The organism is Paraburkholderia sp. D1E, from assembly GCF_052682275.1.
Genome location: NZ_JBQYMB010000001.1, coordinates 7,442,292 through 7,456,848, shown reverse-complemented (window position 1 = coordinate 7,456,848; position 14,557 = coordinate 7,442,292). Strand labels below are relative to the sequence as shown.

Below are 14,557 nucleotides of genomic sequence, written 5' to 3'. Positions count from 1 at the left end.
CCGCTAATCGTTCTTCAACGATTTACGCCTCATTACCGTCAGAATCGATCGACGAGCGCTGCAGGTTTCATCGCGGGTTTCATGTAACGCATAAAACCGCGGCGTGTGCATAAGTAGGGGCAGATTTTCTTGGCCCCGCTTGTCCGGCGCGGGGCCGAGGCGGCGCAAGCCGCCTTGCAAAAGGCCCGGAGCGTCGCTATATCGTTGAAAGATTCCCATGAAATCAAGCTGAAATGCGCTTCGCGCGGCGTTCTGCGGTTTGCGTTTGTCCCGAAAAATGGCTACAATCGCGAAGTCGCTGGGCGTGCGGCTTTTCATGTGCGGCTCAGGTGCGACCACCGGTAATAAGATGATGGGCGTTTAGCCCATTTTTTTTTGCCGCTCAGTTCCAGGTGGTTCGGCATCTCGGGTAGCACGAACGTGCGCCAGCTTGGCGCGCGGCCCGCATTGGTGTTTGCAGACAAACCCGGCAGGTCTCGCCGCGCGAACATCTTAGAGGGCACTGTGCAACTGACGGAACTGATTGAAACCACGGTCGTGGGACTCGGCTACGAGCTCGTCGATCTCGAGCGCACCGGGCGCGGCATGTTGTGCATTTATATCGACCAGCCGGCCGGCATTGCGATCGAAGATTGCGAGAAAGTCACGCGTCAGCTCCAGCACGTTCTGACGGTCGAAAATATCGAATACGAGCGGCTTGAAGTATCGTCGCCGGGGCTCGACCGCCCGCTGAAAAAACTGGCGGATTTTGAACGCTTCGCAGGCAGCGAAGTGGTAATCACATTGAAAAAGCCATTGGACGGACGGAAATCGTACCGGGGCATCCTGCATGCTCCGCAAGGCGAGACGATCGGCCTGGAATTTGAAGGGAAGGAAGGCGCCGCGATGCTCGATTTCACCGTCGCGGATATCGATAAGGCACGCCTCGTTCCGAAAGTTGACTTTAGGAGCCGCAAACAATGAGTCGCGAAGTGTTGATGCTGGTGGATGCGCTGGCACGCGAGAAGAACGTCGATAAAGACGTGGTATTTGCCGCGCTCGAGGCGGCCCTCGCTTCGGCCTCCAAGAAACTCTTCGAAGAAGACGCGGATATTCGCGTCCAGATCGACCGTGAAAGCGGCGAGCACGAAACGTTTCGCCGCTGGAAAGTGGTGCCGGACGAAGCCGGCCTGCAAGAGCCGGATCAGGAAATCCTGCTGTTCGAAGCGCGTGAACAGAAGCCGGAAATCCAGCTCGACGAGTTCATCGAAGAACCGGTGCCGTCGATCGAATTCGGCCGTATCGGCGCGCAGGCTGCCAAGCAGGTGATCCTGCAGAAGGTGCGCGACGCGGAACGCGAGCAGATCCTGAACGATTTCCTCGAGCGCGGCGAGCACATCATGACCGGCTCGGTGAAGCGCCTGGATAAGGGTAACTTCATCGTCGAAACCGGCCGTGTCGAAGCGCTGCTGCGCCGCGACCAGCTGATTCCGAAGGAAAACCTGCGCGTGGGCGACCGCGTGCGCGCCTACATCGCCAAGGTCGATCGCACCGCACGCGGTCCGCAGATCGAGTTGTCGCGTACGGCGCCCGAATTCCTGATGAAGCTGTTCGAAATGGAAGTGCCGGAAATCGAGCAGGGCCTGCTGGAAATCAAGGCGGCTGCCCGCGATCCGGGCGTGCGCGCCAAGATCGGCGTGGTCGCTTACGACAAGCGCATCGATCCGATCGGCACGTGCGTCGGTATCCGCGGTTCGCGCGTACAGGCCGTGCGCAATGAGCTCGGTGGCGAAAACGTCGACATCGTGCTATGGTCGGAAGATCCCGCACAGTTTGTGATCGGCGCGCTCGCGCCGGCAGCCGTCCAGTCGATCGTCGTCGATGAAGAAAAACATTCGATGGACGTCGTCGTAGACGAAAACGAACTGGCGGTCGCGATCGGCCGCAGCGGCCAGAACGTGCGTCTTGCCAGCGAACTCACCGGCTGGCAGATCAACATCATGACGCCGGACGAATCTGCGCAAAAGCAGAATCAGGAACGCGGTGTACTGCGCGACCTGTTCATGGCGCGTCTCGATGTCGACGAAGAAGTTGCCGACATCCTGATCGACGAAGGCTTTACGAGCCTCGAAGAGATCGCTTATGTGCCGCTCAACGAGATGCTCGAAATCGAAGCATTCGACGAAGACACCGTTCACGAACTGCGTAATCGCTCGCGCGATGCGTTGCTGACACTGGCGATCGCGAATGAAGAAAAGGTCGAGAATGTTGCACTCGACCTGAAGAGCCTGGACGGCATGGATGCCGACCTGCTCGCCAAGCTTGCCGAACATCAGATCCAGACGCGCGACGAACTCGCCGAGCTGGCTGTGGATGAACTGGTCGAGATGACCGGAATGGAAGAGGATGCCGCTAAGGCGTTGATCATGAAAGCACGTGAACATTGGTTCCAGTGAGAAATGACCATGGCGCACTAAATTGACCGCGGCCGTTAGGCCGCATGACAAGATGCTAACCGCAAGGAATCGGTCCTTGCATTAAGAGGAATGAATGGCGAGTAACAACGTAGCCCAATTTGCCGCGGAACTGAAAATGCCTGCAGGCGTGCTCCTTGAGCAGCTTCAGGCAGCAGGCGTCACTAAAGCGAGCGAAGACGACAGCTTGTCCGAAACGGACAAGGCGCGTCTGCTCGACCACTTGCGCAAGTCTCACGGCTCGACTGATGCGGACAAGCGCAAGATCACGCTGACGAAACGGCATACGTCGGAGATCAAACAATCCGACGCGACGGGCAAAGCTCGCACCATTCAGGTCGAGGTGCGCAAGAAGCGCACTTTCGTCCGCCGCGACGAATCCGCCGCTGAAGGCGGCGATGCATCGAATCATGTGGCCGAGGCCGAGGCCGACGTCGACGATCTGGAACTCCAGCGCCGTGAAGAGGAAGCTCGTCACGAAGCCGATCTGCTCGAAAAGCAGGCTCAGGAGTTGAAGGCGCGTCAGGAGCAGCTCGAGCGCGAAGAAGCGGAACGTCAGGCGCGCGAGCAGGCTGCCGAAGCCGAGCGCCGTCGTGCGGAAGAAGAAGCAGCGAAGAAGCGCGCAGCGGCTGCGGCTGAGGCGGCTGTTCGCCAGCAGGCTCAAGTTGCAGAGCCGGCGCAGGCTGCCCAGGCGGCGACTGCGAAGGCTGAACCGGTAGCGGCCAAGGCTGCGGAGCCGGCGGTCGCGAAGGAAAGCGAGCAGGAAGACGAGCGCGCAGCGGCAGAACGTGCCGCACAACGCGAAGCAGCGAAGAAAGCGGAAGACGCAGCGCGTCAGGCCGCCGAGAAAACGCGTGCCGAGCAGGAAGAAGTCAGCAAGCGCCGTGCGGCGGCGGAAGCCGAAGCGCGTGCGATTCGCGAAATGATGAACACGCCGCGCAAGGCGCAGGTCAAGGCGCCGGAACCGGCACCGAAGCCCGCTGAGCCGGTCAAGGCCGTGGAAGCCAAGGGCACGCTGCACAAGCCGGCGCGTCCGGCAGGTGAAGCGCCTGCACGTCCGGCAGTCAAGAAGCCGGCAACTGCGGCTCCGGCTGCAACGACCACGCCGTCGGCTGGTGACAAGAAGAAGCCGGGTGGTGGCAAGGGCGGCTGGCAGGACGACGCAGCGAAGCGCCGCGGTATCAAGACGCGTGGCGATTCGAGCGGCGGTGTTGATCGCGGCTGGCGCGGTGGCCCGAAGGGTCGCGGCAAGCATCAGGATCAGAACACCACGTTCCAGGCGCCGACCGAACCGATCGTGCGCGAAGTACACGTGCCGGAGACCATCACGGTCGCCGATCTGGCGCACAAGATGGCGGTGAAGGCCTCGGAAGTCATCAAGTCGATGATGAAGCTCGGCCAGATGGTCACGATCAACCAGATGCTGGACCAGGAAACGGCGATGATCATCGTCGAGGAACTGGGCCACCACGCGGTTGCGGCCAAGCTGGACGATCCGGAAGCGATGCTGGTCGAAGGCGAAATCACGGACGCAGAAGCACTGCCGCGTCCGCCGGTCGTCACGGTCATGGGCCACGTCGACCACGGCAAGACCTCGCTGCTCGACTACATCCGCCGCGCCAAGGTTGCAGCGGGTGAAGCGGGCGGGATTACGCAGCATATCGGCGCCTATCACGTCGAAACGCCGCGCGGTGTCATCACGTTCCTCGATACGCCGGGCCACGAAGCATTTACGGCCATGCGTGCTCGCGGTGCGAAGGCAACCGACATCGTGATTCTGGTGGTTGCAGCCGACGACGGCGTGATGCCGCAAACGAAGGAAGCGATTGCCCACGCGAAGGCAGGCGGCGTGCCGCTCGTCGTCGCGATCAACAAGATCGACAAGCCGGATGCGAATCCGGACCGCGTGAAGCAGGAACTCGTCGCGGAAGGCGTCGTGCCGGAAGAATACGGTGGCGATTCGCCGTTCGTGTCGGTGTCGGCTAAAACCGGCGCGGGTATCGACGAACTGCTGGAAAACGTGTTGCTGCAAGCCGAAGTGCTGGAACTGAAGGCACCGATCGAAGCGCCGGCCAAGGGTCTCGTCATTGAAGCGAAGCTCGATAAGGGTAAGGGTCCGGTTGCAACGATCCTGGTCCAGTCGGGTACGCTGAACCGCGGCGACGTGGTGCTGGCAGGTAGCGCTTACGGTCGTGTGCGAGCCATGCTCGACGAAACCGGCAAGCCGACCAAATCGGCAGGCCCGTCGATCCCGGTTGAGATTCAAGGTCTGTCGGAAGTGCCGCAAGCAGGCGAAGAAGTCATCGTCATGCCGGACGACCGCAAGGCGCGCGAAGTGGCACTGTTCCGTCAAGGCAAGTTCCGCGACGTCAAGCTGGCCAAGCAACAGGCCGCGAAGCTCGAGAACATGCTGGAGCAGATGGGCGAAGGCGAAGTGGCGTACATGCCGCTCATCGTCAAGGCCGACGTGCAGGGTTCGCAGGAAGCTTTGGTGCAGTCGCTGCTCAAGCTGTCGACCGACGAAGTTCGCGTGCAGATCGTGCACGGCGCAGTTGGCGGCATCAGCGAGTCGGACGTCAACCTGGCTACGGCTTCGAAGGCGGTCATCATCGGCTTCAACACCCGTGCGGATGCACAGGCGCGCAAGCTGGCGGAAAGCAACGGTGTGGATATTCGCTACTACAACATCATCTATGACGCAGTAGATGAAGTGAAGGCTGCGATGTCGGGCATGCTGGCACCGGAGAAGCGCGAAATCGTGACGGGTACGGTCGAAGTGCGTCAGGTCTTCAAGGTACCGAAGATCGGCGCGGTGGCCGGCTGTATGGTCACGGACGGTTTCGTCAAGCGCTCGTCGTCGGTGCGCGTGCTGCGCAACAACGTCGTCATCTTCACGGGCGAGCTCGATTCGCTCAAGCGCTTCAAGGACGACGTCAAGGAAGTCCGCCAGGGCTTCGAGTGCGGTATGTCGATCAAGAACTTCAACGATATCGTCGAAGGCGATCAGTTCGAAGTCTTCGAAGTTACCGAAGTCGCGCGTACGCTGTAATTCACGCGGCATTGGCTCAACGGGCGGAGCGGGCTTAAGCGCCCGCTCCGCCCGTTGGTTTTTGGGCCTGAGCATTTGTCGCGTATTGCGGCCCGCGGTGGTTTGCAGTCGCTGTCAAACCGTTCATTGCCGTAGAGCCATGAACCGCCACGGCTCGCGTGAACAACTTTTTTGCATCCGTCAGAGCGGATCACACAAACATCATGGCTAAAAAACGTTCTTCTCCCAATCGTAACGTGCAGATCGCCGATCAGATCCAGCGCGACCTGTCCGAGTTGCTGCGCGAGGTCAAGGATCCGCGCATCGGTCTCGTCACGATTCAAAGCGTCGAGCTGACGCCCGACTACGCGCACGCGAAGGTCTACTTCACGACGCTGACCGGTGACCCGCAACAGACGCTCGAAGCGCTCACGCACGCGGCCGGCCATCTTCACAATCAGTTGTTCAAGCGCCTGCACATTCATACCGTGCCGACGCTGCATTTTCACTATGATCAGACGATCGAACGGGCCGTCGAAATGTCTCGTCTGATCGACGAGGCGAACGCCAATCGCGCGAAAGAAGACTGAGCGCGCCGTTATCCGCGTTCCTGGCTGCAATGTCTCAGTTGCAGTTCGTCTAGCGCTGTTTCCGACCACTTCGAAGACCCTGTCTTTCTGACATGACTGCACCTCAACGCCCCCGCGTGCCGCGTCGCGCGCTCGACGGCGTGCTGCTGCTCGACAAGCCGCTCGGCCTGTCGAGCAACGACGCGCTGATTCGTGCGAAGCGTCTCTACCTGGCCAAAAAGGCCGGCCACACCGGCACGCTCGATCCACTCGCCACAGGTCTCTTGCCGCTGTGTTTTGGTGAAGCGACCAAGTTCTCGCAAGATCTACTCGAAGCCGACAAAACCTATGAGGCGACCATGCGCCTCGGTATCCGCACAACCACCGGCGACGCCGAAGGCGAAGCTATCGATACGCGCAACGTGACGTGCGATCAGGCTGCGGTGCAGGCGGCTATGCAGAACTTTCTCGGCGGCATCGTCCAGATTCCGCCGATGTATTCGGCGCTCAAGCGCGACGGCAAGCCGCTGTACGAATATGCGCGCGCCGGTCAGACGGTTGAACGGGAAGGGCGTCAGGTGACGATTCACGCGCTTGAAATGCTTGCCTGTGCGTTGCCCGACGTGACGTTTCGCGTGACGTGCAGCAAAGGCACATATGTGCGCACGCTCGCCGAGGATATCGGCGAAGCGCTCGGTTGTGGCGCGCATCTGGTTGCGCTGCGGCGTACCGGCGTCGGCGCGCTGACGCTTGAAAACTCGGTGACGCTCGACGCGTTGTCCGATGCGACGGAGAGCGAGCGTGATGTGTGGCTGCAGCCGGTCGATGCATTGCTGTCCACATTCCCGCTCGTCACCCTGGACGAAGACGCGACCCGTCGCTTCCTGCATGGTCAACGTCTGAAGCTCTCCGAGTTGACCGTCACGGGCGATGCTGTGAATGCACCTCGCGTACGTGTGTATTCAGCCGAAGGACGTCTGCTCGGCGTCGCGAAGCAAGGCGAGGGCGTATTGGCGCCCGAGCGGCTGGTGGTCACGACTGAGAGCTAGAGCGGAACATCGCAAGCAGCAACGAAAAAGGCGGAACCGCTATCAAGTGGTCCCGCCTTTTTTGCTACCTACATACACACCCACAGCCACGCATCGTGGACCGAAGCTAAACCCTCAATGCGCCGCCGCAGCCGCCGCACCCGCATCGCCACCGGCGCGTTCCGGCTTTGCCATCCAGATCAGCGCGATCAGCGCGACAAAGATCCCCGCCGAGACAAAGAAGAGATCGTTCACGCCCAACTGCGCGGCCTGCTGCGTGGCCATCGTATTGAACAGACCATACGCCTGCGGCTGACTGAAGCCCGCCGCACCCATCTGTCGGATCGACTGATCGAAAACCGGGTTGTACGCGCTCGCCTGTTCGGCCAGTTGCGCATGATGCATGATGGTGCGGTGATCCCACGCGGTCTGGAAAATCGACGTGCCAATACCGCCGCACATGATCCGCACGAAATTCGACAGTCCCGACGCAGCCGGAATCCGGTTGCCTGGCAAACCCGACAGCGTAATCGACACCAGCGGGATGAAGAATCCGGCCATGCCGATCCCCTGAATCAACGTGGGCAGCAGCAGCGAATAAGTATCGACGCCGGTCGTATAGCGTGAGCGCATCCAGAAACACAGCGCGAACACGAGGAACGACAAGGTCGCGATATAGCGCGGATCGGTACGCGGCAACACCTTGCCGGTGATCGGTGACAGCAGCACGGCGAACAGGCCGACCGGCGCCATCACTAGACCCGCTTCGGTGGCCGTGTAGCCGATATCGGTTTGCAGCCACAGCGGCAACAACACGAGGTTGCCGAAGTAGAGCCCGTAGCCGATCGATAGCGCGATCGTGCCGCTCGTGAAATTGCGCCGCCGGAAGAGTGATAGATCGACCACAGGATGCTCGGCTGTCAATTCCCACACGATGAAGAACGCGAGCGAAATCACCGCGACCAGCGCCAGCACGACGACGGTGGTCGACGAGAACCAGTCGAGGTCCTTGCCCTTATCGAGCATCACCTGCAACGAGCCGACCCAGAGAATCAGGAGACCGAGACCGACGCCGTCGATCGGTGCCTTTCTGATGACCGAATCGCGGTTGCGGAAGATCGTCCACGTCGCGATGGCGGCGATCGCGCCGACCGGGATGTTGACGTAGAAAATCCATGGCCACGAGATGTTGTCCGAGATCCAGCCACCGAGAATCGGCCCGGCCACCGGCGCGATCAGCGTGGTCATCGCCCACATCGATAAAGCCATTGGCGCCTTGGCGCGTGGGTAGCTCGCGAGCAGCAGCGTTTGCGACAGCGGAATCATCGGGCCGGCCACAGCGCCTTGCAGCACGCGCGAGGCAAGCAGGAACGGCAGGGTGGGCGCGAGGCCGCACATCCACGACGAGATCACGAACAGAATGATCGACGCCATGAACAGGCGCACCTGGCCGACACGTTCGGTAAGCCAGCCGGTCAGCGGCACGGAGATCGCATTCGCTACCGCGAACGATGTGATTACCCACGTGCCCTGGTCGGACGACACACCGAGATCGCCTGAGATAGACGGGATCGACACGTTTGCAATCGACGTGTCGAGCACGTTCATGAAAACGGCGAGCGACACCGCGATGGTGCCGATCACCAACTGCGCGCCCTCGAGCGGCGGATGAGGGACTTGCGCCTGAGCCTGAGCCATTAATCAAAAAACCTTATATGAATCGTCGCGCCGCTTACATCAACTTCGCAGCGGGCTTCGCGGAGCCTGCTTGAGCCGACTTCTGCGAACCACCGTTCGGACCTGCATTCTCCGAAATGATGCGAGCAATTTCGGCGTCGGCCTGGTCGCCGTATTTTTCGAACACGTTGGTCTGATAGACCGTGTTCGGCGCGTTGCCGAGTTGACCGCCGTTGTCATCCTTGATGGTCACGTCGGCTTGCATCGACAGGCCAATGCGCAGCGGATGCTTTTCAAGTTCCTGCGGGTCGAGCGCGATCCGCACCGGCAGACGCTGCACGACCTTGATCCAGTTGCCGGTTGCATTCTGCGCAGGCAGCAGCGAGAACGCCGAACCCGTACCCGCCGAGAAGCCAACCACCTTGCCGTGGAACACCACCGACGAGCCGTACACGTCGGCCGTCAGTTCGACCGGCTGGCCAATGCGCATGTGCTTCAGTTGCACTTCCTTGAAGTTCGCATCGACCCACACACCGCCCAGCGGCACGATAGCCATCAGCGGGGTGCCCGGCGAGACGCGCTGGCCGACCTGCACCGAGCGCTTCGCGACGTAGCCCGTGACCGGTGCCGGCAGGTTGTTACGCGCGTTGTTCAGGTATGCATCGCGGACCTTCGCGGCGGCGGCCTGCACATTGGGGTGATCCGCGATCGTGGTGTTGGCGGTCAACGCACGGTTCGACGCCAGTTGTTGCTGGGCGGCATCGACCGAGGCTTGCGCGCTTTTCACGGCGTCGCGGGCATGCGAGATTTCTTCCAGCGACACGGCGCCCGTTTGCGCAACCGTCAGGCGGCGCTTCAGGTCGTCCTGCGCGCGCGACAGATCGGACTGACGCTGGGCAACTTGCGCCTGATACTGATTGTCGTCGGCGAACAGGCCGCGGACCTGGCGCACCGTCTGCGCGAGATTCGCTTCGGCTTGTTCGAGCGCGACGCGCGCGTCGGCCGGATCGAGTACGACGACCGGGTCGCCGGCCTTCACCGTTTGCGTGTCGTCCGCGTTCACGGCGACAACCGTGCCGGTGACTTGCGGCGTGATCTGTACGACGTTGCCGTTTACATACGCGTCGTCGGTGTCTTCATGAAAGCGTGCGTCGAGGAAGTAGTAAAGGCCGTAGGCGACCGCGGCGATCAGGATCACGATGACGAGCAGCGTCATCATGCGCTTGCGTTTGCCGTTGTTCGCCGGTTGTGCGGGGGCCGCGGGCTGCTGGGGGGTGCTCATTGATGTGCTCCGGTTTCTCTCAAACGTCGTCGTTTATTCGGATGTTCGTGCGGGCGTGGCTCGCGTCGATGTGGCTTCAGTTTGCAGCGGCGGTCGCGGCGGTGGCCGATGCCGGGGCGGCCGATGCCGGGGCATCGGTTGGCACCACGAGGCCGGTCTGCGTTGCGTCGAAACCGCCGCCGAGCGCCTTGATGAGGCCGATCTGCATATCGCGGCGGCGCATCTTGAGGCCCGTCACCGTCTGTTCGGCGCTAAGGCGGTTCTGGTCGGCGGTCAGCACCTGCAACTGCGGCGACAAACCGGCCTTGTAGCGGATTACCGCCAACTGATAGGCCTTGGTCGACGCGTCGAGCGCGCGCTGTGCGTCGCCCGATTGCTGGTCGATCGAACGGATCGACGACACTTGCGTCGCGACGTCCGAGAGGGCACTGATCAGCGTCTGGTTGTAGTTCGCCACATCGAGGTCAAAGTCTGCGTAGCGGCCCTTCAACTGCGAGCGCAGTGCGCCGGCGTCGAAGATCGGCAGATGAATCGCCGGGCCGAGTTGCATCTGGCGACTGCCCGACTTAAGGAAACGGCCCCAGCCGAACGCATCGAAACCGACGCCGGCGGCGAGGTTGATGTCCGGGAAGAATTCCGCTTTCGCTTCCTTCACGTCATGCATCGCGGCTTCCACCTGCCAGCGTGCGGCGACGATATCCGCGCGGCGCGCCACGAGGTCGGCGGGCAGATTGTCCGGCAGCGCTACCGCTTCGCCGCTGGTCAGGACCGGCTTGGCGATCTGCAGGCCGCGATCCGGACCCTTGCCGAGCAACGCGCCCAACTGATAGCGCACCACAGTGATCTGACCATCGAGATCCGTCAAATTCGACTGGCTGGTCGCGATGTTGCCGTTCGCGGTTTGCCGTTCGACGTTGGTATCGAGCCCGGCGGCCACGCGACCGTTGGTGATGCGGCCGATGTCCTGGCGGTTGGCGATTTCGCGCGCGGCGATGTCGCGGTACGCATACAACTGCGCAAGCTGGTTGTACGTGCTCGCCACGGACGCAGCGAGCGTCACGCGCGCTTGCTGCATGTCGGCTTCGGCCGCCTTTTCCTGCGACACGGCCTGGCCCAGACGCTGGCGGTTCTTGCCCCACAGGTCCAGATCCCACGACGCGCTCGCCAGCACGTTGTTCTCGCTATACCAGGTGCCGCCGTACGGAGGCGGGTAGAGCGCGTTTCCCGAGAACAGTTCGCGGGTCCATGAGTAGCTGCCGTTGACCTTCGGGTACAGCGCCGAGCGCGAGCTTTCAATGTATGACGAAGCCTTGGCGAGGCGCGCCTGAGCCTGCGCGATCGAGGGGCTGCCTTCCAGCGCTTCTGCGATCAGCCTGGGCAACTGCGGGTCGCCGAACTGGTTGGCCCAGTCGAGCGACGGCCATTGGCCACCCTGACCGGACAGGCTCTGGGTGGACTCGTACTGGGCCGGCGACGAGATCTGCTTGTCGCTCTTCATACCGAAGTAGTTCGCGCACCCCGTGAGGGCGAGCGCCGTCACCGCGGCGGCGACAGCGGCCCGGCTCGAAAGCGCGGGCGCGGACAGGGAAAGGGATTTCATCGCTCGACTCTTTGAGTGGAATGTAATGATGGACACTGCAAGCAATTTATTACGATTTGCTGTCAAAATTGCTTGTTGCATCACGGGTTAGTCCCGTTTGTTCACCGGAATTGACGAGTACACGACGCAGCATGCTTTTCAGAAAACCGACTTCCTCAGGGGTAAAACCACCCAGCAGGTTGTCCAGCACGCCGTTAAAAATCGCGGGCATTTTTGCCGCGATCGCGTGACCTTCCGGTGTCAGCGCGAGTCGCACGACCCGGCGGTCTTCGTTGCTGCGCACCCTCGTCAGCAGGCCGCGCTTTTCCAACCGGTCGACCAGACGCGTGACGGCGCTTGCGTCAATGCCGTATTCCCGCGCCAGTTCAGCCGCCAGCAGGCATTTGCCGCTCGCTACCATGAACAGGATGCTGCCTTGCTGGCTGGTGATGCCCAGTTCAGCCATGCTGCGCTGCGTGACCAGGTTGGACATGGTCGACTTCACCCGCGAGATCAGATAGCCGACACTTTCGCCTAGCTGGTACTCGCTGATATCCGGCGTGGGGGTAGAGGACGGCTCCGTCATGATTCTCGTGCGAATGCAATGGTTGACTAGGCAGGATTATAGGGGGCGGTTGATTGACGCGGCAAGCGTTATTACAGCTTAGGCAAGGAACTTTTCCTGCTCAAGGCACAATGCGTGCGGGTTTGCCTAGGTTATTGCTGATGCAGAATGACCTTATTTCTTACACGTCGCTGCGAGGAAAACAGTGGGGCTATCAGGGAATACCAGAAAGCTTCATTTCGCCGTGCTATAATGTTGGGTTCCCAAAAGTGCGCTTTGGGCTTTGTTGGCTTCGTACACAATGCTGCTGCGGGCGCACTCAACTGTCTCCAGGTTCCTATGACTCGCGCCCTACGCAATATCGCCATCATCGCCCACGTCGACCACGGCAAGACCACGCTCGTCGATCAGCTCCTCCGCCAGACGGCCACGTTCCGCGACAACCAGCAGGTTGTCGAGCGCGTGATGGACTCGAACGACATCGAAAAGGAACGTGGCATCACGATTCTTTCGAAGAACTGCGCGGTCGAGTACGAAGGCACGCACATCAACATCGTCGACACGCCGGGCCACGCCGACTTCGGCGGTGAAGTGGAGCGCGTGCTGTCGATGGTCGACTCGGTGCTGCTGCTGGTCGATGCTGTCGAAGGCCCGATGCCGCAAACGCGCTTCGTGACCAAGAAGGCACTGGCGCTCGGTCTCAAGCCGATCGTCGTGATCAACAAGGTTGACCGGCCGGGCGCGCGGATCGACTGGGTGATCAACCAGACGTTCGATCTGTTCGACAAGCTGGGCGCAACTGACGAACAACTCGACTTCCCGATCGTCTACGCATCGGGTCTCAACGGCTATGCCGGTCTGACCCCGGATGTGCGTGAAGGCGACATGCGTCCGCTGTTCGACGCCGTGCTGGAACACGTTCCGGTCCGCCCGGCCGATCCGGAAGGTCCGCTGCAACTGCAGATCACGTCGCTCGACTATTCGTCGTACGTCGGCCGTATCGGCGTGGGCCGCATCACGCGTGGCCGTATCAAGCCGGGTATGGCAGTGGCCGTGCGTTCGGGTCCGGACGGTGCGATTCTGAACCGCAAGATCAACCAGGTGCTGTCGTTCAAGGGTCTTGAGCGCGTGCAGGTTGAGGCGGCTGAAGCTGGCGACATCGTGCTGATCAACGGTATCGAAGAAATCGGTATCGGTGTGACCATTTGCGCTCCGGAACAACCGGAAGCGCTGCCGATGATCACCGTCGACGAACCGACCCTGACGATGAACTTCCTCGTCAATTCGTCGCCGCTGGCCGGCCGCGAAGGCAAGTTCGTCACGAGCCGTCAGATCCGTGACCGCCTGATGAAGGAGCTGAACCACAACGTGGCGCTGCGCGTGAAAGAAACGGGCGACGAAACCACGTTCGAAGTGGCAGGCCGCGGCGAACTGCACCTGACCATTCTGGTCGAGAACATGCGCCGTGAAGGCTACGAACTGGCCGTGTCGCGTCCGCGCGTGGTGATGACGGAAGTCGACGGCGTGAAGCACGAGCCGTACGAAAACCTGACGGTCGACATGGAAGACGCTCACCAGGGCGGCGTGATGGAAGAGTTGGGTCGCCGCAAGGGTGAAATGCTCGACATGGCGTCGGACGGCCGTGGCCGTACGCGTCTCGAGTACCGTATTTCGGCGCGTGGCCTGATCGGTTTCCAGGGCGAGTTCTTGACGCTGACGCGCGGCACGGGCCTGATGAGCCACACGTTCGACTCGTATCAGCCGGTCAGGGAAGGCGGTGTCGGCGAGCGTCGTAACGGCGTGCTGATTTCGCAGGACGACGGCGCGGCAGTCGCGTACGCACTGTGGAAGCTCCAGGACCGCGGCCGTATGTTCGTATCGCCGGGCGAGCCGCTGTACGAAGGCATGATCATCGGCATTCACAGCCGTGACAACGACCTGGTCGTGAACCCGATCAAGGGTAAGCAATTGACCAACGTGCGTTCGTCGGGTACGGACGAAGCAGTGCGCCTCGTGCCGCCGATCCAGATGTCGCTGGAATACGCGGTCGAATTCATCGACGACGACGAACTGGTCGAAGTCACGCCGCAATCCATTCGTCTGCGCAAGCGTTACCTGAAGGAACACGAGCGCCGCAGCGCCAGCCGTAAGGGCGCAGTGGACTAAATCGGCACCGGCCCTTAGCGGCGCGATGTCAGGCAAAAGCCACCTCTGGGTGGCTTTTGCCGTTTCTGGCCCCTCTGGCGTCGAGGGAGCGGTGGCCGGCAGTTTGCGCCGGCTACCGCAGACCGCCTGCAGCCGTTGGATGCAGTTGTTCTGCGGTTGGTGTTCCGTTTGTTCCCGTTTGTCCCCGTTTCTCGCAGAAGACTGTTGCGA

Annotated in this window: 11 protein-coding genes; 6 read left to right on the top strand and 5 right to left on the bottom strand. The window is 61.4% G+C overall.

Annotated elements, in window-relative coordinates:
* Positions 1 to 3 precede the first annotated feature (3 nt).
* On the bottom strand, positions 4 to 318 hold the full coding sequence (locus ACUN0E_RS33485; RefSeq protein WP_445569294.1) for a hypothetical protein: 315 nt from the start codon (positions 316 to 318) through the stop codon (positions 4 to 6).
* A 186-nt stretch (positions 319 to 504) separates the two neighbouring features.
* On the opposite strand from ACUN0E_RS33485, the gene rimP reads away from it, so the two are divergent.
* The 5 genes from rimP to truB all read left to right on the top strand — a co-directional run bounded on the left by rimP (position 505) and on the right by truB (position 7,099).
* On the top strand, positions 505 to 963 hold the full coding sequence (gene rimP / locus ACUN0E_RS33480; RefSeq protein ID WP_120296367.1) for a ribosome maturation factor RimP: 459 nt from the start codon (positions 505 to 507) through the stop codon (positions 961 to 963).
* Positions 960 to 2,435: a transcription termination factor NusA gene (nusA, locus tag ACUN0E_RS33475; protein ID WP_168793450.1), complete on the top strand. Its 1,476-nt coding sequence runs from the start codon at positions 960 to 962 to the stop codon at positions 2,433 to 2,435. The genes rimP and nusA overlap by 4 nt, the downstream gene beginning before the upstream one ends.
* 94 nt (positions 2,436 to 2,529) lie before the next feature.
* The gene (gene infB, locus ACUN0E_RS33470; RefSeq protein WP_445569293.1) at positions 2,530 to 5,502 is read left to right on the top strand and encodes a translation initiation factor IF-2; all 2,973 of its coding nucleotides are present in this window, start codon (positions 2,530 to 2,532) and stop codon (positions 5,500 to 5,502) included.
* A gap of 203 nt (positions 5,503 to 5,705) precedes the next feature.
* The gene (gene rbfA, locus ACUN0E_RS33465; RefSeq protein ID WP_325043011.1) at positions 5,706 to 6,071 is read left to right on the top strand and encodes a 30S ribosome-binding factor RbfA; all 366 of its coding nucleotides are present in this window, start codon (positions 5,706 to 5,708) and stop codon (positions 6,069 to 6,071) included.
* A 92-nt stretch (positions 6,072 to 6,163) separates the two neighbouring features.
* Positions 6,164 to 7,099 carry a tRNA pseudouridine(55) synthase TruB gene (truB, locus tag ACUN0E_RS33460; protein ID WP_445569292.1) on the top strand — a complete coding sequence of 312 codons (936 nt, stop codon included), beginning with the start codon at positions 6,164 to 6,166 and terminating at the stop codon, positions 7,097 to 7,099.
* A gap of 114 nt (positions 7,100 to 7,213) precedes the next feature.
* On the opposite strand, the gene ACUN0E_RS33455 is transcribed toward truB, so the two are convergent.
* From ACUN0E_RS33455 to ACUN0E_RS33440, 4 genes are all read right to left on the bottom strand, one after another.
* The gene (locus tag ACUN0E_RS33455) at positions 7,214 to 8,776 is read right to left on the bottom strand and encodes a DHA2 family efflux MFS transporter permease subunit (protein ID WP_408232726.1); all 1,563 of its coding nucleotides are present in this window, start codon (positions 8,774 to 8,776) and stop codon (positions 7,214 to 7,216) included.
* Between the two features lie 34 nt (positions 8,777 to 8,810).
* Positions 8,811 to 10,037, bottom strand: a complete 1,227-nt coding sequence (locus ACUN0E_RS33450; protein WP_408389294.1) for an EmrA/EmrK family multidrug efflux transporter periplasmic adaptor subunit — start codon at positions 10,035 to 10,037, stop codon at positions 8,811 to 8,813.
* Positions 10,038 to 10,113: 76 nt separating this feature from the next.
* The gene (locus tag ACUN0E_RS33445) at positions 10,114 to 11,637 is read right to left on the bottom strand and encodes an efflux transporter outer membrane subunit (RefSeq protein WP_445569291.1); all 1,524 of its coding nucleotides are present in this window, start codon (positions 11,635 to 11,637) and stop codon (positions 10,114 to 10,116) included.
* A gap of 49 nt (positions 11,638 to 11,686) precedes the next feature.
* A complete protein-coding gene (locus ACUN0E_RS33440; protein ID WP_408235200.1) occupies positions 11,687 to 12,202 on the bottom strand; it encodes a MarR family winged helix-turn-helix transcriptional regulator in 516 nt (171 codons plus the stop codon).
* 318 nt (positions 12,203 to 12,520) lie between these two features.
* Between ACUN0E_RS33440 and typA the strand changes: the two genes are divergently transcribed.
* Positions 12,521 to 14,347, top strand: a complete 1,827-nt coding sequence (typA, locus tag ACUN0E_RS33435) for a translational GTPase TypA (protein ID WP_408235203.1) — start codon at positions 12,521 to 12,523, stop codon at positions 14,345 to 14,347.
* Positions 14,348 to 14,557 lie beyond the last annotated feature (210 nt).

Coding starts and splice junctions, on each gene's coding strand:
- ACUN0E_RS33485 (WP_445569294.1), bottom strand. CDS start 318: ATGAAAAGCCGCACGCCCAGCGACTTCGCGATTGTAGCCATTTTTCGG.
- nusA (WP_168793450.1), top strand. CDS start 960: ATGAGTCGCGAAGTGTTGATGCTGGTGGATGCGCTGGCACGCGAGAAG.
- infB (WP_445569293.1), top strand. CDS start 2,530: ATGGCGAGTAACAACGTAGCCCAATTTGCCGCGGAACTGAAAATGCCT.
- rbfA (WP_325043011.1), top strand. CDS start 5,706: ATGGCTAAAAAACGTTCTTCTCCCAATCGTAACGTGCAGATCGCCGAT.
- truB (WP_445569292.1), top strand. CDS start 6,164: ATGACTGCACCTCAACGCCCCCGCGTGCCGCGTCGCGCGCTCGACGGC.
- ACUN0E_RS33455 (WP_408232726.1), bottom strand. CDS start 8,776: ATGGCTCAGGCTCAGGCGCAAGTCCCTCATCCGCCGCTCGAGGGCGCG.
- ACUN0E_RS33450 (WP_408389294.1), bottom strand. CDS start 10,037: ATGAGCACCCCCCAGCAGCCCGCGGCCCCCGCACAACCGGCGAACAAC.
- ACUN0E_RS33445 (WP_445569291.1), bottom strand. CDS start 11,637: ATGAAATCCCTTTCCCTGTCCGCGCCCGCGCTTTCGAGCCGGGCCGCT.
- ACUN0E_RS33440 (WP_408235200.1), bottom strand. CDS start 12,202: ATGACGGAGCCGTCCTCTACCCCCACGCCGGATATCAGCGAGTACCAG.
- typA (WP_408235203.1), top strand. CDS start 12,521: ATGACTCGCGCCCTACGCAATATCGCCATCATCGCCCACGTCGACCAC.